Here is a 24,771-nt window from a genome sequence, read left to right on the forward strand (position 1 = left end):
TCCACCTGTTAGAGCTGTGTACCAAACAATATTTGCTTCATTAAACTGAACACTTGCAAAAGTTGGCGCATCTGCCAAACAGAAGTTTTGAGTTCCCGCTGTTACCAGAGTTGGTGTAGCAGGATCTGTTACACTAATGGTTACTGATAATCTTACTGAACTCTCGCAAGTTGTAGCAGCATCTTTTATGGCTGCAAAGTAAGTTCCGCTTGTCAGCGCTGTAGTAGATGGAATCGCTGTTCCACCTGTTAGAGCCGTATACCAAACGATATTGGTTTCATTAAACTGAACACTTGCAAAAGTTGGCGCATCTGCCAAACAGAAGTTTTGAGTTCCCGCTGTTACCAGAGTTGGTGTAGCAGGATCTGTTACATTTACTGTTATTGCAGAGCGAACTGAACTCTCACAACCTAATAAATCTTTTATAGCTCCGTGATAAATTGTTCCATTTACCAAAGCTGTTGTTGGATCTAATGCAGTTCCTCCCGAAGCAGCAAGATACCATACTACATTGGCCTCATTTGCCTGAAGATTAGCAACAGTTGGTGCATTGCTCAAACAAAAATTCTGAGGATTACTATTAGAAGTTGGAGTCGCTGGATCATTAACTATTACAGTAGCTGCTTTAAGTTCTCCGTTTTTATTTTGACATGTATTGTCGCTTGTAACAGCTACATAATAAGTAAGAGGGCTCATCGCAGTTGTTAAACCTGATATAGTTAAAACTCCTGTAGTGCTAACCGCATAAGTAACACCACTCACAGTTCCATTTAAAATAGGCTGTGTTTTATTAGCATCTAAATACCAAAAGAAAACCGGACTGGCTAATGCTGTCGTTGGTGTTAAGACTGCAGGCGTACCCAAACAAACAGAAGCGTTATTTACATCAATATCCGATTCAAGAGAACTTGGTAAGATTGTAAATGTCACTTGTTTTCTGTCTGCAGGCGCAGTTGCACAATATTCATCTGCACTAACTCCTACATAATAAGTATAAGTTCCCGGAGCTAATCCATTTATTATCAATTTAGGAGTCGTTTCACCAGCTATTAACTGACTTGTTGTTCCGTTGAAACTATACCAGTAATATATTGGATTAGTAAGAGTTGGTACTCCATTTAAAACTGCATCTAAAGTTACTGTTCCTGTTTCAGAACAAATTATAGTACCAGGTCCTCCGTTTATTGTTACGTTTGCTATAGCAGTCGCAGGAGTAGTTGCTCTAACAACAACTGTTACCTCACCTCTTTCTAAAGCTGCACAACCGTAACGAATTGGCTGAATATAATATTTATAAGTACCCGCTGCCAAAGTAGCAGGAAGTGTGTACGTTTGACCAGTGGTTAAAGGAGTTCCTCCAATAGGAGTATCATACCAGGCGTAATCCGCACAAGATTTTGGCGGAACCGTGAGCATAATTGCTGCTCCCGGACAAACTGTAATTTTATTATCCGGATCGCCTCCAATGACTTGAGTATTGGTTACACGATCAATAGTATGCACTCTAAGCTGATCTAAAACATTTGCTGCCCCGCCTAAAGTAATCACTACTCGATCATAAGGTTGTGTTTGAGGCGCAACAATTGTCATCGCCATAGTATCTCCTGCAAGCAATTTTAAGGTCAACAAACTTCCATTATCACCTTGTATTGGGGGACCAACAGCAATATTTCCTGAATAAAGCTGAATATTAAGTCCTGAAAGTACACCAAGACTTAAAAGAGTTCCGGGTTTAGAAATTGTAATTCGTAAACTATCTCCCACCATAGATGGTGTTCTAAAAGTTGCTGCTAACTCAGCATTGGCAAGTACTCCTACTCCATTAAACATTGTAGCATAAGTAGCAACATCTCCATCGGCTACATTCCAAGGGTTAGAAACTCCTACAGTAGCAGTTAACACCCCAAGTCCTGCCAATTCTTTTGCACCAGAGAAAATATCTTCGATATCGCCTTGACCACAAGCAATTTGTGTTACTTGTTTTTTATAGTAAGCATCATAAACATTAATGTTTTGTGCTACACTTAAAACAGATCCTAGCTGAACCCTGATACCATCATAATCCTGAACTCCTGAAGTATTAGAAGGAACAAATGTATATTCGAATGAATTTTGACCTGGCAATAAAGTTAATAATGATCCTGACACAGATTGTAAAGTTCCAATATCAACAGGATTGTTAGATCCATCACGTTTTGTTCCTATAACCGAAATACTTCCTCCTACCGCAAGTAAACTGTTTTGTAAACCTAGTTTAACTGTTACCGGAGTTCCTTTAGCTATAGTGGTTGGCCATTGCAGATTTTGCCATGTAGTTCCAATACCTAAAAGTCCTAAACCTGTAGTTATTGTTGAATAAGTACTTGGATCAATATCTACTGCCAAAGGTCCGTTTGTTACAGCTCCGGTAATAATTGATCCTGATAATTCACTATTAGCATATACTCTTTCTAATAATGTATCGCAAGTAGCGGGATCAATAACACTAATGGTTACTGTCTGGCTGGTAGTACAAGTTCCATTTGCATTAGTAGCGACTACTGTATAAGTAAAAATACCAACAGTATTAAGTGGCCCAACAGTATTTGAAGGCAATAAATTCCCTTGTTGATCATACCATGCAATTGTTCCGTTTGATGTTGCATTCAATGTAACTGAAGAATCTTTTATAACAGCTATTGAACTGGTTACACCTGTTAGTGTTGGTAACTGATTTATTGTTACCACTACCGGTAACTTCACAGATGGACAATCAATACCTGCTGTTTGAGCCTGAATAAAATAAGTCCCATCAGCAACAATATTTGCAGCCGCGTCATCTGTAATTGGATTATTTGAAGCATCAAAGAAAGTATAAATAGTATTTCCTGATGTATCAAAATTTGTAATAGCATCTCTTAAATTTACTTTAGCACAACCAGCAAATGGGGTTGCAACTGTTAAAGCTGAACCAGCAGGATAATTTACTACTACTTCTTTTAAAGTTCCGTTTACATTCTCGCAAGTTCCTCCGTTAAGAACAGATACATAATAAGTATAAGGTGAATTAGCGGCAGTAAGACCACTTATTGTAAGTGCTCCCGTTGTAGGATCTTTTACATAAGTTACTCCCGCTGAAGTACCCGTAGTAATTTCTTGTGTTTTATTTTGATCCGTGTAATATTTAAATGTTGCTCCCACTAAAGCAGATGTTGGAGCTAATACAATTCCTCCCCCACAAGAAGCAGTTAAAGGACTTGCAATTGTAATATCTGCAGCTGTTGGTATAGATAATACATTAACCGTAACAGGCTGACGAACACTATTAATACAAGTTCCGCCTCGAGTTGCTTCTAAATAATAAATGGTAGTAGCAGTTAATGGAAGTGTTGGGCTGACAGCCACAATATTTCCTCCTGTTGGAGCATCGTACCATGTAAATGTTTGAGTTCCTGTAGACGAAGCAGCTAATGTTGCTGTTTGTCCAGCACAAATTGGCGCTGCTGCTCCGGTTATTGTAGCATTTGGAAATCTATAAGAAGCGCCATAAATGTTTACAGTAGTTAATAAACCAACTAATGCCCCTAATCTAATATCTACTCTATCGAATGCAGCAGTTGTTGGGTAACTCACTTTAAACTTGTTTCCTGACAATATTTGTAAATTTAATAAACTATTGTTTACTGCAAGTCTGCCTGGATTTTCCACTCCTCCTAAAGAAGTTCCTATACTTACAGATCCCAGCAATGCAATATCAGCAAGACCGCCTGGTAATTCTAATTCAACATCAATAATATCTCCCGCCTGACCAGGTGTTAGAAAATTTAATTGTTGTTCTATATATGAATTAAGTACTCCCGCAGTTATAGTCAAAGAAGAAAATGTATTTGGATTTCCGTCAACAGCATTAGGCCCGTTAACGCCATTACATAAAACACATAATAAACCAGGGTCAACCGTTATTGCTTGTGTGCTTGGCTGTAAACAAGTACTAACCGTATTGGTTACCATCACATTAATCACAGCTCTTGAAGTACTTTTACAATCCGATATATTTACAGCTTCAACATAAAACGTTTGATTTGCTGTCAAGATCGGAGTATTATATGTACTACTACCAGTACCTTGTAAGAGAGTTCCTCCTGTTGGAGCATCATACCAAAAATATGAAACCCCGGGGCTACTTACAACAGACAGCTGTACATTCTGGCCTGACTGAATAATAACATTCGAATTTACAGGAACAGGTGCCGAAGGTCTTGGATTTACATTAACATTGACAGGTGTACGAGTTGTACTTACACAACTTCCAATTACAGCTTCAACATGATAAGTAGTAGGAGCAGTTAAATTTGGTGTGGTGTAAGAAGTACCTGTAAATACAAGATTCCCCCCAGTAGCGGCATCATACCATCTATAAGTAGTACCTGCAACAGGTGATTGAATCGTTATTGTTGTTGACTCTTCACTACATAAATTTAAAGGAGAAGCCACAACTGTTGCTGGAGCTACAGGATTACTTACTGTAACAGCAACAGCGTTTCTTTCACTATTTACACAAGTACCACGAGTAACTTCTACATAATAAGTAGCATCAGCAGTCAAAGCTGGAGTTGTATAAGATGGCACACTGCTCAATAAATTTCCGCCTGTTAAAGCATCATACCATTTGATTGTTTCGTCCAAAGCTAAATTAGCTGTCAAAGTTGTAGTTTGTCCACCACAAATTGCAGTATTCCCTGTTATTGCAGGTGTTTTATATCTATACGTTGCCTGATAAATATCTAAACTAGTCAAAACTGTTACTACAGCCCCAAATCTAATTTCTACACGATCAAAATTTGCACCGGCAACAATACTTGCTTTAAATCTGTTTCCGGATAATAATTGCAAAGTAACCAATGGATTATTTATAAATTTTCTGTCTCCATTATAGGTCGCTCCATTATAGGTCGCTAAACTCACGCCTCCTAATAACGAAACGTCGGCAATACCTCCAGGTAATGCCAATTCTACATCTACTATGTCCCCAGTTTTTCCAGGGTTATTAAATTGAAGCGTCTGCTGAATCCATCCGTTGAGCAAACCTGCCGGAAGAGTTAATCGGGCTGATGTAGCACTATTTCCATCTACAGAATTGTTTGGCGTGGTAGAAAAACACAACAAACAAATTCCGTCTTGAGTAGTCTGCTGGCTGTTGGCTTCTAAACAACCACCTAATGCAGCAGGTATAACTGTTACAGGAACAGCAACTCTTGTTGTACTTACGCATTCTCCCGTAAGATTAACCGATTCAACATAATACGTTTTACTTGCTGTTAAAATTGGAGTTGTAAAAGTAGTAGAATTAGCTAGTAATTTTGTTCCCCCTGTTGGAGTATCATACCAATCTAAACCAACACCTGGCTCAGTTGTCGAAGCACTTAAAGTTGCATTTTGTCCAGAAAGTATCGATACACTTTGTGTTAAAATCGTTGCAGGAGAGGGAACCGGAGTTGAAGTAACATTTACCTGAGTACGAGTCGATTTACATGTTCCAATTGACGCTTCTACATAGAAAGTAGAAATACCTGTAGGAACAGTTGGCGTATATGAACTTCCAGTACTTAGAAGTGTCCCTCCTGTCTGAGCATCATACCAGGAATAAGTTGTTCCCAATACCGGATTTATAACCGATAAATTAGTTGCCTGGGTTGCTCCAGAAGAACAAATAGTTGTGCCGGTAGCACTAATAACAGGTGCTAAAGGCTGAACGACATTAATAGTTACAGGTAATCGCTGATCACTTTCGCAAACACCGTTTCTTGAGGTACTTACATAATAAGTTGTGCTAGCCGTTAATGCTGGCGTAGTATAAGTTCCTACACTCGAAAGTGGTGCAATCGCTGTTGGCGTATCATACCAAGCAACTGTAGTACCAGCTGCAGCTGTGGCAGAGAGCGCTACTGATTGTCCAAAACATACTGATTGTGTTTCTCCGTTAGCAATAGTTGGGCTTGCAAATTGCAAGCGTACATCATAAATTCTTAAATTTGTCAACAAGCTAAGAAATCCTCCAACTTGTATTTTAATTTGATCTGCATCAGCCGTAAGTGTGTATTTAAAAGAACCTCTTGTGTCGCCGGCCAATAACGCCACATTCAACAGTGGATTATTTAATGCAATCACAGGCCCCTCAGTTACTGCAACTGAGTTTTTTGACTGAATACTAATGTTAGACAATAAGTTAACATTTAAAGTAGAATTGGAACCGTAATAAACAACTATTTGATCCCCGGCTTTTGCCATCTGACCAAGAACAAATGTTTCTTGTGCTATACAATTACCCACACCAACCGTATTGGTTAATGAGGAAAAAGTATCCAAACTTGCGTCAATAGCATTATCCGGATTAGTAACACTTGTTCCAATACACAATAAACCACCTCCGGCAGTATTTGTTTGTGAGGTTGGCCGACAAAATGTTTGAGCAAAGTTTTTATTACTCATAAGCAATAAAAACAATAAAAGCCATACGGCCAATAATCTCCTCTGAACGATGAGATCATAAAAAGTAAAAGTTTTTTTCATAATTTGGAAGATTAGAAAATGGACAATAAAATACCTCTTGCGATAAGCACGTATGCTTAGGCAATTTCAAAAAACGTTAAAAATCAACTAATTAAAATGAAATTTAAATTCGTAGTATACTAAGAATGTAAACTGCATTTTGGTAAAAAAATCATGTCATATTGCGTATACCGAAGTATACCAAAGAGCAGTTTTTATTCCTGTAGAATAAAAAATGTCCAGAAAACTTTAGGGAATATTGATCTGAATCAATCTTCCGGAAGGAGTGATTTGTTGCAGGATTAATTTTCATAAAAGAAAATTTAAGTTGAGTAGAACTGGGGGAATTCTTAATATATAGTATGATTCAATATCTATAGAAAGTTGATTAGGCAATCTGTAAATTTTGTTGATTTAGAATTAATTCTAAAAATTGAATCATTGTGTTTCTTAAGGAGCGCTTTCTGAATTTAAAAATATTTAAACACAAGAAAACACTTCACTAACAAAGTCGCCGATTGGGCTTTGAAAATAAAAACCGTGTGTAACTATAAAATTGTTGGAAAAAGTTTGCACACAATAGAAAATCGAATTTCAAAAAAAATCGAGTAATTCTAATACAGATAAAAAACAAAGTCAAAATAATAGGAATAATTAATGCAAACCTGATAAATAGAGTAAATGTCAATTCCATAAGCAAATTAATTAAGTTATTATTTAAATCTTTAGTTTTCGATGAAAGTTGTTTTTTCTATTTAAAATAACAGTACAAAAATCATTTGACTTTTTATGTATTTCAAAAAGTGCAAAACTACTTTGTTTAACTTTTGTATTCTAAAATTAGAAAAAACAAAAATGTAAAACAAGCATAAAATTCTTATTTTTTTAAATTTTAAAAAGACGAGAATCATAAAAAACAATCAAAACATCAGAAAAACCTACAGCTTTAACATAAAAACGACTGTTATAAATATCACAAAAAAAGCTAATCATTTTTTGTTAAATATACAAAAAGTAAGTTTAAGATTACTTTTAAGAATTAGAAATCGATTTAAACGCAACATAAAAAGTTAATTTGAAAAGCAAAACCTACAATTTATTTCAGAAGAAAGAATTCTTTACACTATTCAAAAAAAACAAGTATAAATACGGGGTAAAAAAAACAAAAAAGTTTAAACGAAAGTTAAAATAATAAAAAAAAGGCAAATAATTAAATATCAATCATTTACCTTTTTTTTATAATGTATAGCAACAAAAAATTACGATTCGATAATAGTATTAATTTGAGTAAATAACTGACCATCGCTTAAAAAAGCTCCTTGTTGAATCAATTCAAAAATAGAAGCATTCCTGTCTTCTGTAAATACTTTTTTACCTACCTTCATTTCTATGTTTTCTGTAAACATATTATCGCTTAACCACTGCAAACCATCTTTAGTAAGGAAATCAGTTTCAGGAACCAACGATTTTAAAACTATAGATTGTACATCTTTTTCAAAACACTTAAACAAGAAGATATGGCTTCTGGAGAAATGCTCTAAATACTCTGCTCTTGACAAGACGCCTTCCCAAATTAAATCAGAGAAAACATCCAGTTCTTGCTCAGCCACATCCGGCTTATTTATTTTAATAGAATCCCACTCTGCTTTATCAATGGTTTGTGTAGCTAAAAAATTAGCGAATTCTGCGTGCAATTCATCAAATTGCTCTTTTGTTAGTCTTGCGTATTTCATTTTCTTTTTTAGGCTTTTTATGCCTTACGCTATAAGCTTTAAGCAAGATGCTTTACGCAAATAACTTTAAGTCTGATTAATTATTATTTCCTTTAAACAAAAAAATCCCGATTTGCATCGGGATTTTTGTATAGTATATAAAACTATTACTTTTCAGCAACAATTTCGTATGGTAATTCAACGATTACATCTCTGTGTAAACGCACATTTGCAGTGTATTTACCAGTACGTTTAACAATACCGCTAGTGATGAATTTTCTATCGATTACTTGTCCACCTTTAGCTAAAGCTTCAGCGATATCAATATTCGTGATTGAACCGAATAATTTTTCACCACCTGCTTTTGCGAAAAGTTTAATTTCAATCGCTTTTAAAGTTTCAGCTAACGCTTTTGCATCAGCAACCACTTTAGCTTCTTTGTGAGCTCTTTGTTTTAGGTTTTCAGCCAATACTTTTTTAGCAGAAGGAGTTGCTAAAGAAGCAAAACCCTGAGGGATTAAAAAGTTACGCCCGTAACCAGCTTTTACAGTAACTACATCATCTTTAAATCCTAGATTCTGTACGTCTTGTTTTAAAATAAGTTCCATGTTGTTGTCCTTTATTTGAGAAGTTAGGTTCCATCTTACCGGAAACCAACAACTATTCTTTTAATATTATTTTAATAAATCGGCCACGTATGGCATTAAAGCTAAGTGACGAGCTCTTTTTACAGCTACAGAAACTTTTCTTTGGTATTTTAATGAAGTTCCAGTTAAACGACGAGGAAGAATTTTTCCTTGCTCATTAACGAATTTCAATAAGAAATCAGCATCTTTATAATCGATATATTTGATTCCTGATTTTTTGAAACGACAGTACTTTTTAGTTTTGTTAGTTTCAATGTTTAAAGGCGTTAAATATCTGATATCTCCGTCTTTTTTTCCTTTTGCAGATTGCTCTATTGTAGACATAATAATTAAGCTTTAGTAGATTTTAATTTGGCTCTTCTTCTTTCAGCCCATGAAATAGCATGTTTATCTAAACTTACAGTTAAGAAACGCATAACTCTTTCGTCACGTCTAAATTCAGTTTCAAAAGCAATTAGAACTTCTCCAGCTACTTTGAATTCGAATAGGTGGTAAAAACCACTTTTTTTGTTTTGGATTTCGTAAGCCATTTTTTTCAGACCCCAATCCTCTTTCGATACCATTTCAGCTCCTCTACTAGTAAGAAATTCTTCAAATTTCGTTACTGTTTCCTTCACCTGAACCTCAGATAAAACGGGATTTAAAATGAAAACAGTTTCATAATGATTCATAAATACAATATTTATTTGTTAAAATTGGGTGCAAAAGTAACCATTTAATTTATATATACAACACTTTTTTACTTTTATTCGTTGTAATGTAAAAAATGCAGGCTGTTTTTAGTTTTTTTTACAAAAAAATAATACATTTACTACTGCTATCCTGAATTTATTCTAAATTTTAATGTTATGAAACTAAACTGTGTTGTTGTAGATGATAGTTCTATACAAAGGACCATTATTGCAAAATTAGTTAATAATCACCCAGGTTTGCACTTAATCGGGGATTTTTCTAATGCAATAGAAGCAAAAAGCTGTATTTCTCTAAATAATATCGACTTAATATTTCTTGATATAGAAATGCCTGTTATTAATGGATTTGATTTTCTGGATGGTTTAAAATCTAAGCCGCAAATTATATTTATTACTTCTAAAGCAGAGTATGCTTTAAAAGCTTTCGATTATGACGCAACTGATTATTTGCAAAAACCTATCGCGGTAGATCGCTTTAATGCTTCTGTAAAGAGAGCAATAGATATGCATTTGCTAAAAAAAGATGTAAAAGAAGAAGAGGGCGAACATATATTCATCAAGAGTAACCTTAAAAAACTTAAAATTTTCACCGCAAAAATCAAATGGATTGAAGCTTTTGGAGATTATGTAAGAGTGGTTACCGAAGATGATAGCAATTTGGTACTGTCTACAATGAAATCTTTTGAAAACGATTTATCAAAAGACAAATTTATTCGCGTACACAAGTCTTATATTATCAACATTGATAAGGTAGAACGCTTTAATAGTAAATTTGCTGAAATTGGAATTACTAAAATTCCGCTGAGTCGAAACAAAAAAGAAGATTTAGTCAAAGCATTGTCAACGTCGTCATAATTTAATAAAAATCGACATTAGCAATCACCTTTATAGCTCTGTACTGAGCAACAGCTTCAAAACTATTCAACATTTTCTGGATAGTTTTTTTTGTTCCTATTAAAGGCATATTCTGCGGAATCTTAATCAGGATAGTTCTGATGTATTCATTTCTGATTCTACTGATTGCCGGTTCCTCTGGCCCTAAAACCGGAATTCCCAGGTTTTGACTCAAAACCTGATACAGCCACATAGAACCTTCTTTTAGCTTATCAAATTCACGGTGTTTCAATGTTAGCTTAATAATCCTGAAATAGGGCGGATATTTATAAATCTGACGATCATACAACTGTTCCTTATACATACCCATATAATTATGGTTTGTAACCTGCTGAATGGTATTATGATTTGGATTATAAGTCTGAATAACTACTTTTCCTTGTTTTTCTGACCTTCCTGCTCTTCCTGCCACTTGAGTCATCATTTGAAAGCTTCGTTCGAACGCTCTGAAATCAGGATGATGCAGCATATTATCAGCATTCATGATTCCAACCAAACTTACATTATCAAAATCCAGACCTTTGGCCAGCATTTGTGTTCCTACCAAAATATCAATCTCACGGTTTTTAAACGAATCAATAATTTTTTCGAAACCAAACTTTCCGCGAGTCGTATCCTGATCCATTCTTCCCGTTTTGGCTTTCGGAAAAAGTGATACTAACTCCTGCTCGATTTGCTCTGTACCAAAACCTTTGGTCGTTAAGTCAATACCCGAACAACTATGGCAATGCGTTGGTTTTGCAATTGAATAACCACAATAATGGCAACGCAATTGGTTTTTATGTTTATGAAAAGTCAGACTCACATCACATTGCTGACAATGCGGTACGTGTCCGCAAGTCATACATTCTATAATAGGTGAATATCCACGTCTGTTTTGAAACAAAATTACCTGCTCACCCAAAGACAGCGCTTCTGCAATTTCTTCAATTAAAAGATCACTAAAATGCCCTGTCATTCGTTTTCTAAAATGTTTGTCTTTTAAATCGACCAAAACAATTTCAGGCATTCGAACATTATTATAACGTTCTGCAAGTGTAACCAGACCGTATTTATCTGTTTGCGTATTAAAGTAAGTCTCGATACTGGGAGTAGCGGATCCTAATAAAACTTTTGCATTATGAAAATTGGCCAGAACAATAGCCGCATCTCTAGCGTGATATCGCGGTGCAGGATCTGTTTGTTTAAACGTCTGCTCATGTTCTTCATCAACAATTAGCAAACCTAAATTATCAAACGGAAGAAACAAGGCCGACCTTGCTCCTATTACAATTTGAGCTTTTGATGAATTTTCCAGCGTTTGTTTCCAAACCTCAACTCGTTCGTTATTACTGTATTTAGAATGAAAAACAGCCACTTTATCTCCAAAATGAAGTCGTAAACGCGATACCAGTTGAGTAGTAAGTGCTATTTCAGGCAACAAATACAAAACTTGTTTTCCTGTCAATAAATACTCTTCAATTAACTTGATATAAATTTCTGTTTTCCCACTAGAGGTAACCCCATGAAGCAAACACACTTCTTTATCTAAAAAGCTATTTTTAATAGATTCAAAAGCAGTATTCTGAGCTTCACTTAGCAACAATTGCTTCTCAGTTGCCTGTCCTGTAAATAAAACACGATCTTGCTGCAAAAGATATTCTTCGAAAATTTCCTTATCAATTAAAGCTTTTACCGTAGCAGAAGTTGAATTCGAAATCTCAACGAGTTTTTTCACAGTAATAGGTTTCTTTTCAGAAGCCATAAGCTGAAAATAAGCCAGAACAATTTCCTTTTGTTTATTGGCACTTTTTAAAACTTCCAGCAATTCTCCGAGACCATGATCTGATTCGTATTTAGCATGCAGCTTTACGTACCGAACCAATTTTGGCTTATAACTTTCTTTTATTTCTTCCTCTAAAACAATAATATCTTTTGACATTAATTTTTGAAGAATCGGAAAAATATTCTTTTTGTTTAAAATAGAAGCAATTTCACCAACCTTAAGCGAGCTTTGATGATGCAAGGCTTCGTAAATTAAAAATTCATCATCAGAAAGCTCAGAATCATTTACTACTGTATCCGGCTTATGCGAAACTACAGTTTCACTTTCTAATAATAATCCTGTTGGAAAAGCCCCACGATACACGTCGCCAATTCCGCACATATAATAAGTTGCTACCCAAAGCCAGTGTTTGATCTGGATTTCGGTTGCAATAGGTTTTTCGTCTAATATTTGATGAATTTCTTTGGCATCATATAAGCTTGGTTCGTTTTGATGAATATCAATTACCAACGCTGTATATATTTTACTTTTACCAAAAGGTACCGCAACTCGCATTCCTTTTTTAATGAAATGAAATTCGGCCTCAGAAATACGATAAGTAAAGGTTTTAGCTAAGGAAAGCGGTAGAACAACTTCGACAAAAAACATGTGAATATTTTATTAAGATTTCAAGGATTATTTTTTATCAGAAGCTTTTGCAGCATTATATTCCTTAACTAATTTTAAAGTATGTTTTAAAGAATTTAGATCTTTCCAGCCGTCATGACCGGTAATAATATATTTAGGATTTTCAAATTTTGTCTCTACTTTTTTAATCGACTTTTCCCATTCTTTTACATCGGCATCGCCTAAATAACCCAAATCTTTTGCTTCGGTACTTTTGATAAAACAACCTCCGTAAAGTACTTTTTCTTTATTGAACCAAACCACAACGTTATCCTGAGCATGACCTTTACCCGGATAATAAACCTCAAAAGTGTGCTGCCCTACAGTAAAAGTCGTATCATTTGGGATTATAAATTGAGCTCTTTTTTCGTTGTTTTTCTGCAGAATCTCGTCTGTCAATTTTATTGTATAGGTTTTTATTCCTTTTTGTCTGTAAAAATCTAAACCTCCTGCCCTGTCTTCATGAGAATGCGTTGCAAAATGCATCACAACCTCTTTATGATGCCTTGCTTTTATACTGTCTAACAAGGGCTGAAACTGCGTTTTGTCCCAAGGCGCGTCAAACAAGACAACACCTTTATTAGTAACAAGATACAATGCATTTGCAGAAATCAAAGTTCCTTTATAATCATGAAAGGTTTTATAAACATAAAAGTCACCTGTAAGATGACTTATTTGTAATGGCGAATTCTTAGATTGTCCGAAACTACTGGATAGTACTCCTAAGAATAAAAGTATTGATGCTAACTTTCGCATTTTATTGTAATGATATTAATTCTTCACTCTCGTCCAATATTGGGTTCTTCCCATAATAGAAATCCCAACATAACCTCGTAATTTAAGTTTATCAGCAGATTCAAGTGTTATATAACATTTGTATTTTTTGCCGCTTGTAGGATCAAAAATAGTTCCTCCGCTATATTCATCACCGTCTTTTTTAAGTCCATTAATGATGTTTAATCCTAAAATTGGTTTGTTTTTATCTGTCCCTTCACATTTTGTACAAACATCTTTTTTATGATCCGCACGAAGTATCTCTACCACCTTACCGTACACTTTTCCTGACTTTTCGTAAATCTCTACAACAGATTTTGCTTCTCCGGTTTCATCGTCAATTGTTTTCCATTTTCCAATAACACTTTGAGCCTGAATGCTCAATGCAAAGAAAAAAACACCAATCGTTAACATCCAATTTTTCATAATATTATTTGTTTTTTTGTTTTAATTTTCTGATAGAAGCATTCAATTCGAATCCCAAAAGCAGAATCATACAGTTTATCCAAATATAAAACATTAGAATCAATAATGTACCAATTGAGCCGTAAAGTTCGTTGTATTTTGAGAATTTTATAACCCAAATCCCAAAAAAGAACGAAGATATAACAATTAATATGGTCGTAAAAACAGATCCGATGCTTATAAAAGGTACTTTATTATATTGCTTTGTACCATAACGCAATAATATTGAAGTTGTTATCAAAATCATTAAAACAACAAACAAATATCGGCCCAAAATAATCAGCGGAATACGATCACTCAGCACATCCTGAATAATTGTTTTTTGAATCAATACCTCAAAAACAACAATTGTAGCTACCGTTATAAACAATATAATGGTCATAACAAGCGAAATGGCCAGCGCTACTAAATATTGACTAAACCAACCTCGTTTATCAAAAACATGTTTCGAAGATTCAAAACCGCTTAAAATTCCGTTAATACCATTGGCCATCAAAAAAATAGAAAGCAAAAAACCTGATGATAACAATCCGGAATGACTATTGTTCAAAATATCACTAATGATTTTATTAATAGCGTCATATGTATTTGGCGGAACGCTTTGCTGCACAAATTGCAAAAAATCTCCCTGAAAATTATCTATAGGAATAAACGGAATCAAGTTCAGAATAAATAAGGCAAAAGGAAACAATGCCATAAAAAAACTAAACGAAACCGCACTCGCATGATACGAAAATGCCCCGTCGATAATACCAATCGTATACATTTCGAGCAAATCGTATAACGAGAAACCTTCCAGCCAAGGTAGTTTTATTCTCTTTAACAATCGGACAAGAGAACGCACTACAGGAATCTTTTCAATCCGATCTTCTATCTCTTGAGACATATTTTTTTTGATTTTAGATTGTTGAGTTCAGATTTTAGATTTAAAATCAAACTTAATAGTTTTTCTAACCTAACTCATAACTTATAACTCAAAACTTCACTTAAAAAGCCTTCAAACTCAAATCCATGTTGTAAACCGAATGTGTCAAAGCGCCTGATGAAATATAATTTACACCACACAGGCCATATTCGCGAATCGTTTTTTCGTTGATATTTCCCGAAGATTCTGTCTGGCATTTTGAACCAATTAACTGAACAGCCGTTTTGGTATCTTCATAATTAAAGTTATCAATCAAAATTCTGTGCACTCCGTCACTTAAAAGAATTTCACGAATTTCATCCAGATTTCTGGCTTCCACAATAATTTTAAGATCTAAATTATTGGCTTTCAAATACTCCTTTGTTTTCTTTATTGCCAAAGTAATTCCGCCGGCAAAATCAATATGATTGTCTTTTAGCATGACCATATCATACAAAGCAAAACGATGATTTTCGCCACCTCCTATTTTTACAGCCCACTTTTCAGCAACTCTAAAATTTGGAGTCGTTTTACGCGTATCTAATATTTTAGCGCCTGTACCCTCCAGAAGCTGCATAAGATAATCTGTTTTGGTAGCTATTGCAGACATACGTTGCATGGTGTTCAAAACTACTCTTTCTGACTTTAGAATAGATTGTGAACTTCCTGAAACTTCAAAAACTACATCTCCGTATTCTACATGCGTTCCGTCTTCTATATAAGTCTTAACTTTTAGCTTTGGATCTACATATTCAAATATCATTTTTGCAAGTGCAACGCCCGCAATAATTCCCTGATCTTTTACCAATAATTTAGCCTGGCCATGCGCCGTTTCAGGAATACACGCCAATGAACTATAATCGCCTGTGCCTACATCTTCGCGAATTGCATTGCTAATTAATAGTTGTAATTCGGTTTGAAATTGTACTTCGCTAATCATTTTTCTTAAATTTTATGAGATGCTAAAGTAGGACATATTTTGTGGATTTGAAAGTTTACTGTCTGTGAAAAATTTCTTAGTTGCAAAAAGACTAATCTAAATTAAAAGGAAAACGTTTATTTTTTAAACACATAGAAACATAGATCTTTAGTTCTGCTAAAAGGCGTTTCACTTACATTAATTCACATAGCTGATGCGTGCAGCTATGTGTTAAAATCTAGATTTTTTTTTTAATCCCTTTTATATATAATTTAAAATTCTATGTTTCTATGTGTTTAAAATTTTACATCGAATGTTTAATATTAAATTAGAAACATTAAATATCTTTGAGGTTCATTCAAATAAAATCATGGGCTTAATTAAAGATATTTACTCGGTTACTTTTTACGAAAAATTTGGTCAGGCTGTGGCCGAAGTACATCCAACATTCGATAAACAAAAATTCATTGACGCCATTTATAAAGGCGATTTCGCCCAAAAAGAATGGAAGGATCGTATGAAACATACCACCGTTGTACTGCATCAATTTATGCCTCAAAATTTTCCTGAAGCCGTTGCTTTAATTGATAAAATCATTGAAAATTTAAAGAAAAATAATTATACAGATAGTAATCTTGCTTTCATTTTCTTTGCTGACTATATCGAAATGTATGGCTTAGATGATTTCAAAACTTCGGCGAAAGCCTTTGTTTCCATAACTCAATTTATAAGCTGCGAATTTGCCGTTCGCCCTTTCGTTTTAAAATACAAACAAGAAATGATTAACGAAATGATTAAATGGTCATTGCATGAAAATCATCACGTTCGTCGATTATCAAGCGAAGGAAGCCGACCAAGATTACCCTGGACGATGGCGATTTCGTTCCTGAAAAAAGATCCAACTTCGATCCTGCCGATTTTAGAAAACCTAAAAAACGACCCATCGGAATATGTCCGCCGAAGCGTTGCCAATAACCTGAATGATATTGCAAAAGATAATCCGCAAATCGTATTAGAAATTGCAAAAAAATGGCGTGGAAAAAGCCCTGAAACAGACGGAATCATCAAACACGGCGCTCGTACTTTACTAAAACAAGGTCATCCTGAAATCCTGAGTCATTATGGTTTAGAAAGTAATAACATTGAACTCTCTAATTTTGAAATCAAAACGCCTGTTGTGAAAATTGGAGATTATCTGCAGTTTCAATTTGATTTAAATAATAAAAATAACGAAGCTAAAACAGTTCGTTTAGAATATGCCGTTCATTACAAAAAAGCAAAAGGACATTTGGCTAAAAAAGTCTTTAAAATCAGTGAGAAAACCTATCAACCCAATCAATTAATTAAGGTCGATCGCAATCAGTCTTTTAAGATTATTACCACTCGGGTTTTTCATACCGGAATACATCAATTGTCGATTATTATTAATGGTACTGAGAGTGAGGTTTTGGAATTTGAATTAATTAGTTAAGTTTTTAAAGACTATTTCAACTCCGTTACAGCCTAATCTCATATATTATTATTCATTCCTATTTCGTCAATTGCCGTAACATCAATTTTATTCTTTCTAATTAATTTAATACTTAATTTCACTAAAAAATATAAAACAAGTACATATAATACAAAACAAATAAAAAATCCAATCGCATAACCTGGAGCACCTATCGCTCCACTTTCGAATTTTTTCTTGCAGTTTTCAAATTGGATTGGAAATGCATAAAAAGCAGGAAAGCAAAGTAAAATTATTAATAGTAATATTATAATACCAGTTATTTTTTTCAATGTTTTCATCTATATTTTGAGTTCAAAGTTCTGATTGTTCGTTGCTAACTTTGCGAAAGTATGATATTATCTATTTCCATTTTTAAATTTTCTTTTCAAACGCATTTAAATTTAACCAATACAATAAAATAACTTCGGTGGTTTTTCTTATTTTTATAAAACTAAAATCTAAAAACAAATTTTCTTAATCTAAATTAAGTTACAGATCTCTATTCCTGCTGTAATTTTGCTTCAACTAAAACGAATACCATGTCAAATATCAGTTTAATTATCGAAGAACGTGCTGCCAATATTGGCAATTTTATGGTAGGCAGATTATTGCCTTTCCGCGAAAAAAGAGCTGTTGGACCATTTGTCTTTATCGATCATATGGGACCTGCACATTTAAGTGATCATGAAAATATGGATGTACCGCCACATCCGCATATCGGACTTTCTACTCTTACTTTTTTGTTTGAAGGAAGTATCATGCATCGCGACAGTTTAGGAACCGAATTAGAAATAAAACCAGGTGCCGTAAACTGGATGACGGCCGGAAAAGGAATCGTACATTCTGAAAGAACGCCTGAATATTTAAGACATTCAGACAAAATGCTTCATGGATTGCAAATTTGGGTCGCATTGCCAAAAGAACTAGAACAAATGGATCCTAATTTTACGCATGTTGAAGCAGATGATATTCCAGATTGGGAAGAAGATGGTGTTTCGTATAAATTAATTGCCGGAGAAGCATTCGGTAAAAAATCTCCTGTTCCGGTTTATAGTCCGCTATATTTTATAGAAATCAAAAGTACCGAAGCCAAAAAAATAAATATTGGTAATCATTTATTTGGCGAAAGCGGTTTATATATTCTTGAAGGAAGTATTAAAAGCGGTGAACACGTTTATGATCCCAAACAGATTCTTATTACAAACGATAGTACTTTATGTGAGTTTGAAATTTCTGAAAATTCTACCGTTTATATTTTTGGAGGAACTCCGTTTCCTGAAGAACATTTTATCTTTTGGAATTTCGTTTCCTCAGATAAAAACCTACTCGAAAAAGCAAAAAAAGACTGGACCGAACAAACTTTCCCTAAAGTTCCCGGAGAAACCGAATTTGTGCCTTTACCAGAACCAAGAATTAAATAAATATGGACACGATATCAGCAAAAATAGATACTCGTTTGTATCGAACGGAAATAACATCCGCCAGCGAAAATGTTTTAATTTCAGATGAACCTCAGGAATTAGGAGGCAAAAATTTAGGTTTAAATCCAACCGAACTTTTAGCTGCATCATTAGCTTCTTGCACCGTAATTACTTTGAGAATGTACATTAATCGTAAACAATGGAACGTATCAGAAATAAATGTAAAAATTGATTTTGAAAGAGATTCTGAACGAAGTGTATCAGTATTCACCCGAAAAATCGAAGTAATTGGTGAAGTCGACGAAACACAAAGACAGCGACTAGAAACGATTGCCAACAGTTGCCCAATACATAAAACATTAACGCATTCAATCGAAATTAAAACCACATTAATATAACTATTCATGGAAATTCAACAAACAAACGATACAAGAAGAGGCTATTTTGAAGCCATAGAAGACGGAAAAGAAGCAGGAAAAATGACATACACTTGGGCTGGAGATTCAAAATTCATCATTGATCATACCGAAGTTAGTCCTGATTTTAATGGAAAAGGTGTTGGCAAAAAACTGGTTATGGCTGCCGTAGAATATGCCAGAGCTAACAATGTAAAAATTATTCCGCTTTGTCCTTTTGCAAAAAGTGTTTTTGATAAGGTAGAAGAAATTCATGATGTGCTTTTTTCTTAAGGTACTAAGATTCTAAGGTTTTTAAACCGCAAAGCGCGCAAAGAATTACACAAAGTTCGCAAAGTTTTTTTAGACAAAGCTTTGCGAACTTTGCGTTTGTATTAAGTCTTGCATATCTAAAAACCTTGCGTTCTTTGCGGTAAAATTCACCACGCCAAAAAATCAATTTTAAAATCTCCGCAGAAACTTGTATATTTGCATGTAATTTAAACTTAGAGTATGACGAGGATAATTACACTTTTCTGTTTTTTCATAGCACAAATCGGCTTTTCTCAAACGGCTGAAAATTATTTAAATAAAAACAGAAATAACGAAGCTCTCTTAACAGCTTTTTTTCAACAAATGCCTAAGGGCGGCGATTTACACCATCATTTTTCGGGATCAGTTTACGCAGAACCTCTTTTGGAAAGAGCGATTGCAGAAGATTTTTATTTGAATTTAGAAACTATGGCGGTTTCTAAAACAAAACCTGAAAAAGGAAACTGGGAAAGATTTTCATCTCTTAAAGAAAAAGAAAAACTAGAGTATTACGAGCAGCAAATTATGCAGACCTGGTCTGTTAAGGATTATAATGGTGCTGTTCCTTCTGACGATCAGTTTTTTGATTCTTTCATGAAATTTGAATCTACTATTACCGGTCATTTTGCAGAAGGAATGCTCGAACTAAAAAAACGTGCTATTGCTGAGAATGTAAGTTATATCGAAACACAATTATCAACGATTCCGTGCGACATGAACGTTTCTGATTTAACCGATTTCAACTCAAAATTACGTCATGCAGCAACCCAAAGAGATGAAAAAGCAGTTCTGAAACTTTTAGACGAATTGTACAAATCGATTCAGAAGAAAGATGCTAAAAAATACGCTTTAGATTTCAATACTAATTTCATTGCCAAACTACATAAAGACTTAAAAATTGATGATGATCGTTTTACCATGCGTTATCAAAACTTTGTGTTGCGTTTTATGGATCCGGTTGATTTATTCAAGAATCTTACCATTGCTTTTATCTCTGCAAACAACAGTAAACTGGTTGCTGGCGTTAACATCGTTTCTCCGGAACATGGCGAAAATTCGATGAAAGATTATTGGTTGCACATGTTGATGTTTAAATATTGTCACTCAAAATATCCAGACGTAAAATATACGCTTCATGCCGGAGAATTGACTTTAGGATTGGTTCAACCAGAAGATTTAACCTGGCATATAAACGATGCGATTTACGTTGCCGGAGCTAACAGAATTGGCCATGGAGTTGATATTGCATACGAAGCAAACTCATACGATTTATTGCGTTATATGGCGAAAAACAATATTCCGATTGAGATCAACTTAACGAGTAATGAGTTTATCCTGAAAGTGAAAGAAAACAGACATCCGTTTACACTTTACAAAGAATTTAATGTGCCAATCGTGATAAGTACAGACGATGCCGGAATATTAAGAACAAATATGACGGAGCAATATGTTTTGCTTGCTAAAAGATATCCTGATGTTTCGTACGCTACGATAAAACAATATGTTTACAACAGCATCAATTATAGTTTTATTCAGGATGCATCGGTGAAGAAACAATTAGTAAAAGATTTGGATGCAAGATTTAAAACTTTTGAAGATAAATTTTCTAAGAATTAAAACGGCCAATCTGTGCGAGATTGCACACGGATTTAAACAGGTTGAAACGGATTAACGCAGATTTTTTATATCAGAATATTTTTAAAAAAAAATCTGCCAAATCTGCCAAATCTGCGAGAAAAAATTAGCTCCCGCAGATTTAGCAAATCGAGCAGATAAAAACTCCATAATTTATGATTTTAGAAGCAGTATTTCTTTATGTTAAATCAGATTTGGCGACTCAATTTGAAGCTGATTTTGCAAAAGCAAGTCAATACATATCCTCAATTGACGGGTATTTAGGACATCGTTTAGAGAAATGTCTTGAAGTCGAAAATAAATATCTTTTGTTAGTTGACTGGAATACGCTTGAAGATCATACCGTTGGTTTTAGAACTTCTGAAGCTTATCTGGAATGGAAGAAAATTTTACATCATTATTACGAACCGTTTCCTGTTGTAGAACATTTTGAAACCGTTTTTGAAAATAAAAAATAGCCCACAGATTAAACGGATTAAGCTTTGAATTAAAAAATTAAACACATAGAAACATAGATTTTTATTGTTCCTGTTTAATATTACAAAAAAAGCAAGCTTTCACACATAGCTATGTGCATTTTTATTAGTGAAACGCCTTTTATAGACAAAGTAAAACTATGTCTCTATGTGTTTAAATCTTTTTAATCTGCGGCAAAAAAAAATTAAAATGAATATCAAACTTATCGCCATCGGCAAAACAGATAACAAATCACTTCAAACTTTGATTGATGATTATACCAAACGTTTGTCGTTTTACATCAAATTTGATCTGGAGATTATTCCGGATATCAAAAACGTAAAGAATTTATCTGAAAGCCAGCAAAAGGAAAAAGAAGGCGAATTGATTCTGTCTAAACTTTCGCCAACAGATCAGTTGATTTTATTGGATGAAAACGGAAAAAACTTCTCCAGCGTTGGTTTCTCTGAAGAATTACAAAAGAAAATGAATTCCGGGATCAAGACTCTTGTTTTCGTAATTGGCGGTCCTTACGGATTCTCAGATACCGTTTATAGCAAGGCACAAGGAAAAATTTCACTTTCGTTAATGACGTTTTCGCACCAAATGGTTCGATTGTTTTTTATCGAGCAATTGTATAGAGGATTTACGATTTTAAGAAATGAACCTTATCATCACCAGTAAAAAAGTATTCAGTCTCAGTTTTTAGTATTCAGTTTAAAAGATATACTCTTCACTAACTTCTGCAAATGATTCTAGTTTTTGCACTAAAATCTTATCCTGAATATAAGATCCGTAGGTCATATCTTTATCAAAACAGAATTGCATTTTTGGCTTAATTGCAAAATCAAGGCTTGCGATATAATTTAGTAACTCTTCTTTTTTAAGAACCTGATTATTAACTTCAACCGTTTGATTTTTCTTAAAGAAAACAACCAAACCTTCTGATTTCGGTTTCTCTGTTTTATAATACACTTTCGTGAAAGGTAAAAAGGCTAAATTCTTCCCGATAGAATCTGCGTAGGAATAGTAGTTTTGGGCATTTTCGTTTTTGTGGGCACTATCAGCACGTTTTTTCTCCTGAAGTTTTATGACTTCCGGAATAACCAATTTTAACGGCAAACGTTTGTCTATATTCAAAATCCAATTGGTCGAAATAATACTATTTTTTCTGTTTACATCAGTAATTGTATCTTTTCCTTCTGTTTTAAAGAAGATATAAATTGGCGAATGATCTTGTACATCTTTTACAATTGATACGTTTGATTTTGGAAGCAGGACGTCTTCTTTTTTTTCACATGAAAAAAGAAGGAAAGCGATAATTAGAGTAAAGTATTTCATGTTTATTATTGTTTTTTTTTAGCTTTTAGTTTGTCATTCCGAGGAACGAGGAATCTCCGCAAGAAACTCCGTAAAGAAAATCGTCAATCTTTGTCGAGTTTCGAGTGTGATTCCTCGTTCCTCGGAATGACAAATCTATCGTTTACATGTTCAGTTTGTTACACAAAGTAACACATTCAACAGCTTCTTTCACATCATGAACACGAAGTATTTTTGCACCTTTTGTCAAAGCAATTGTATTCACAACCGTTGTCCCGTTTAAGGCTTCTTGTGCTGTATTGCCAAGTGTTTTATAAATCATTGATTTTCTGGAAACACCCGCTAAAACAGGCAATTCTAATAAATTAAAAAGTTCCATTTTTTGTAAAACTTCGTAATTCTGATCTGTTGTTTTGGCAAATCCGAAACCGGGATCAAGAATCAAATCGTTGATTCCGAGACTTCTTGCTTTTTTTACTTTTTCAGAAAAATAGAATAACATTTCTTTTACAATATCGTCATATTGTGTCATACTTTGCATCGTTTGCGGGTTTCCGCGCATGTGCATCATAATATAAGGAACATTATAATCTGCAATAACATCAAACATTTTATCGTCTAATTCTCCTGCTGCAATGTCATTTATAATGGCTGCGCCGCTTTCTATACTCCCTTTTGCAACCTCAGCTCTAAAAGTATCAATAGACAATAAAGCTTCAGGAAAATGCTTTAAAATCAATTCTATTGCAGGAACAATTCGTTCAATCTCTTCTTGTTCTGTTACAAACTCGGCTCTTGGTTTGCTGGAATAAGCGCCAATATCAATAAATGTGGCGCCTTCAGATAACATTTTCTCTACTTGCGAGATAATTTCCTTTTCATTTTTATATTTTCCTCCGTCAAAAAAGGAGTTTGGCGTAACGTTCAAAATTCCCATTACTTTAGGAATCGATAAATCTATAAGTTGGCCTTTGCAGTTAATTTGCATCTTGTTATTTTGTTTCAAGTTTTATTTGTTTCAAGTTGATTCAGATTACGTGAGTTCCGGAACTTGAAACAAAGAAAACCTGAAACTTGAAACTTTTTACAGTTTCAAGTTGCTGGCATTAACACTTTGTTTAGAAAAAACTTGAAACAAAGAAAACCTCAAACTTGAAACTCTTTAATATTATCCTTATTTTTGAAGAAATTTTAGCAAATATACAGCAATAAATGAAGAATACTTCCCTTGAATTTGATAATGTAATTACGGTTTGCCGTACTTTATTCATCAATAAAATGAAAGATTATGGTAGTGCATGGCGCATTTTAAGATTGCCATCACTAACGGATCAGATATTCATAAAAGCACAAAGAATCAGAAGTTTACAAGAAAACGACGTGCGTAAAGTTGATGAAGATGAAAAAGGAGAATTCATCGGGATTATCAATTATTCGATTATGGCTTTGATTCAGTTAGAATTAGGTGTTGTAGATCAGCCTGATCTAAGTGTAGAACAAGCTACCGAATTATACGATGCTAAAGTTAAGTTGACCAAAGAGTTAATGGAAGCCAAAAATCATGATTATGGCGAAGCCTGGCGTGATATGCGCGTAAGTTCATTGACCGATTTGATTCTGCAAAAACTACTTCGCGTAAAGCAAATTGAAGATAATAAAGGAAAAACTTTAGTTTCTGAGGGAATCGATGCCAATTATCAGGATATGATTAATTATTCTGTTTTTGCATTAATCCTTGAACCAATCAAATAAAAAATAAGCCACGAATTTCACG

At 34.2% G+C, this 24,771-nt stretch carries 21 protein-coding genes and 1 pseudogene; 9 read left to right on the top strand and 13 right to left on the bottom strand.

Annotation, left to right across the window (positions count from 1 at the left end; translation table 11 throughout):
* The 5 genes and pseudogenes from GIY83_RS11420 to rpsF all read right to left on the bottom strand — a co-directional run.
* Positions 1–6,549: pseudogene (locus GIY83_RS11420) on the bottom strand (hypothetical protein); the annotation flags it as partial.
* A 1,238-nt stretch (positions 6,550–7,787) separates the two neighbouring features.
* Positions 7,788–8,261 (bottom strand): DUF6495 family protein, encoded by a 474-nt coding sequence (locus GIY83_RS11425; protein ID WP_194620053.1) that lies wholly within the window; start codon positions 8,259–8,261, stop codon positions 7,788–7,790.
* Positions 8,262–8,407: 146 nt separating this feature from the next.
* Positions 8,408–8,848, bottom strand: coding sequence for a 50S ribosomal protein L9 (gene rplI, locus GIY83_RS11430; protein ID WP_194620052.1), 441 nt, complete (start codon positions 8,846–8,848; stop codon positions 8,408–8,410).
* A gap of 66 nt (positions 8,849–8,914) precedes the next feature.
* On the bottom strand, positions 8,915–9,211 hold the full coding sequence (rpsR, locus tag GIY83_RS11435; protein WP_002987043.1) for a 30S ribosomal protein S18: 297 nt from the start codon (positions 9,209–9,211) through the stop codon (positions 8,915–8,917).
* A 5-nt stretch (positions 9,212–9,216) separates the two neighbouring features.
* Positions 9,217–9,558, bottom strand: coding sequence for a 30S ribosomal protein S6 (rpsF, locus tag GIY83_RS11440; protein WP_007810575.1), 342 nt, complete (start codon positions 9,556–9,558; stop codon positions 9,217–9,219).
* Positions 9,559–9,735: 177 nt separating this feature from the next.
* Here rpsF and GIY83_RS11445 point away from each other — a divergent pair, with 177 nt between their 5' ends.
* Entirely contained in the window at positions 9,736–10,434 is a 699-nt protein-coding gene (locus GIY83_RS11445) for a LytTR family DNA-binding domain-containing protein (RefSeq protein WP_065449575.1), read from the top strand.
* Position 10,435: 1 nt separating this feature from the next.
* On the opposite strand, the gene priA is transcribed toward GIY83_RS11445, so the two are convergent.
* The 5 genes from priA to nadC all read right to left on the bottom strand — a co-directional run bounded on the left by priA (position 10,436) and on the right by nadC (position 15,987).
* A complete protein-coding gene (priA, locus tag GIY83_RS11450) occupies positions 10,436–12,886 on the bottom strand; it encodes a primosomal protein N' (RefSeq protein WP_208686986.1) in 2,451 nt (816 codons plus the stop codon).
* 27 nt (positions 12,887–12,913) lie between these two features.
* Positions 12,914–13,660, bottom strand: coding sequence for a subclass B1 metallo-beta-lactamase (gene bla-B1-FLAV / locus GIY83_RS11455; RefSeq protein WP_208686988.1), 747 nt, complete (start codon positions 13,658–13,660; stop codon positions 12,914–12,916).
* 15 nt (positions 13,661–13,675) lie between these two features.
* Positions 13,676–14,104 carry a DUF2147 domain-containing protein gene (locus GIY83_RS11460; RefSeq protein ID WP_194620046.1) on the bottom strand — a complete coding sequence of 143 codons (429 nt, stop codon included), beginning with the start codon at positions 14,102–14,104 and terminating at the stop codon, positions 13,676–13,678.
* Between the two features lie 4 nt (positions 14,105–14,108).
* Positions 14,109–15,029 (bottom strand): YihY/virulence factor BrkB family protein, encoded by a 921-nt coding sequence (locus tag GIY83_RS11465; RefSeq protein WP_208686990.1) that lies wholly within the window; start codon positions 15,027–15,029, stop codon positions 14,109–14,111.
* A 100-nt stretch (positions 15,030–15,129) separates the two neighbouring features.
* The gene (gene nadC, locus GIY83_RS11470; RefSeq protein WP_194620041.1) at positions 15,130–15,987 is read right to left on the bottom strand and encodes a carboxylating nicotinate-nucleotide diphosphorylase; all 858 of its coding nucleotides are present in this window, start codon (positions 15,985–15,987) and stop codon (positions 15,130–15,132) included.
* A gap of 292 nt (positions 15,988–16,279) precedes the next feature.
* On the opposite strand from nadC, the gene GIY83_RS11475 reads away from it, so the two are divergent.
* Positions 16,280–17,437: a DNA alkylation repair protein gene (locus tag GIY83_RS11475; RefSeq protein WP_229029300.1), complete on the top strand. Its 1,158-nt coding sequence runs from the start codon at positions 16,280–16,282 to the stop codon at positions 17,435–17,437.
* A 38-nt stretch (positions 17,438–17,475) separates the two neighbouring features.
* Here GIY83_RS11475 and GIY83_RS11480 read toward each other — a convergent pair whose 3' ends face one another.
* Complete coding sequence (locus GIY83_RS11480) at positions 17,476–17,757, bottom strand: hypothetical protein (RefSeq protein ID WP_208686992.1); 282 nt, start codon at positions 17,755–17,757, stop codon at positions 17,476–17,478.
* Positions 17,758–17,997: 240 nt separating this feature from the next.
* On the opposite strand from GIY83_RS11480, the gene GIY83_RS11485 reads away from it, so the two are divergent.
* The 6 genes from GIY83_RS11485 (at position 17,998) to rlmH (ending at position 22,361) form a co-directional block, all read left to right on the top strand.
* Entirely contained in the window at positions 17,998–18,879 is an 882-nt protein-coding gene (locus GIY83_RS11485) for a pirin family protein (protein ID WP_208686993.1), read from the top strand.
* 2 nt (positions 18,880–18,881) lie between these two features.
* The gene (locus GIY83_RS11490) at positions 18,882–19,277 is read left to right on the top strand and encodes an OsmC family protein (RefSeq protein ID WP_194620035.1); all 396 of its coding nucleotides are present in this window, start codon (positions 18,882–18,884) and stop codon (positions 19,275–19,277) included.
* A gap of 6 nt (positions 19,278–19,283) precedes the next feature.
* Positions 19,284–19,568, top strand: a complete 285-nt coding sequence (locus GIY83_RS11495; RefSeq protein ID WP_208686995.1) for a GNAT family N-acetyltransferase — start codon at positions 19,284–19,286, stop codon at positions 19,566–19,568.
* 219 nt (positions 19,569–19,787) lie between these two features.
* A complete protein-coding gene (locus GIY83_RS11500) occupies positions 19,788–21,203 on the top strand; it encodes an adenosine deaminase (protein WP_208686997.1) in 1,416 nt (471 codons plus the stop codon).
* Positions 21,204–21,376: 173 nt separating this feature from the next.
* Entirely contained in the window at positions 21,377–21,679 is a 303-nt protein-coding gene (locus GIY83_RS11505) for an antibiotic biosynthesis monooxygenase (protein ID WP_208687000.1), read from the top strand.
* A 208-nt stretch (positions 21,680–21,887) separates the two neighbouring features.
* Positions 21,888–22,361, top strand: a complete 474-nt coding sequence (rlmH, locus tag GIY83_RS11510; protein ID WP_026982293.1) for a 23S rRNA (pseudouridine(1915)-N(3))-methyltransferase RlmH — start codon at positions 21,888–21,890, stop codon at positions 22,359–22,361.
* 33 nt (positions 22,362–22,394) lie between these two features.
* On the opposite strand, the gene GIY83_RS11515 is transcribed toward rlmH, so the two are convergent.
* Positions 22,395–23,018 (bottom strand): hypothetical protein, encoded by a 624-nt coding sequence (locus GIY83_RS11515; protein WP_208687002.1) that lies wholly within the window; start codon positions 23,016–23,018, stop codon positions 22,395–22,397.
* Between the two features lie 142 nt (positions 23,019–23,160).
* Entirely contained in the window at positions 23,161–23,985 is an 825-nt protein-coding gene (gene folP / locus GIY83_RS11520) for a dihydropteroate synthase (RefSeq protein WP_208687004.1), read from the bottom strand.
* A 224-nt stretch (positions 23,986–24,209) separates the two neighbouring features.
* Between folP and GIY83_RS11525 the strand changes: the two genes are divergently transcribed.
* On the top strand, positions 24,210–24,749 hold the full coding sequence (locus GIY83_RS11525) for a DUF1599 domain-containing protein (protein ID WP_208687006.1): 540 nt from the start codon (positions 24,210–24,212) through the stop codon (positions 24,747–24,749).
* The last annotated feature ends 22 nt before the right edge of the window (positions 24,750–24,771 follow it).

The sequence above is a fragment of the Flavobacterium sp. SLB02 genome (assembly GCF_009664855.1).
In the GTDB taxonomy this organism is placed as follows: domain Bacteria; phylum Bacteroidota; class Bacteroidia; order Flavobacteriales; family Flavobacteriaceae; genus Flavobacterium.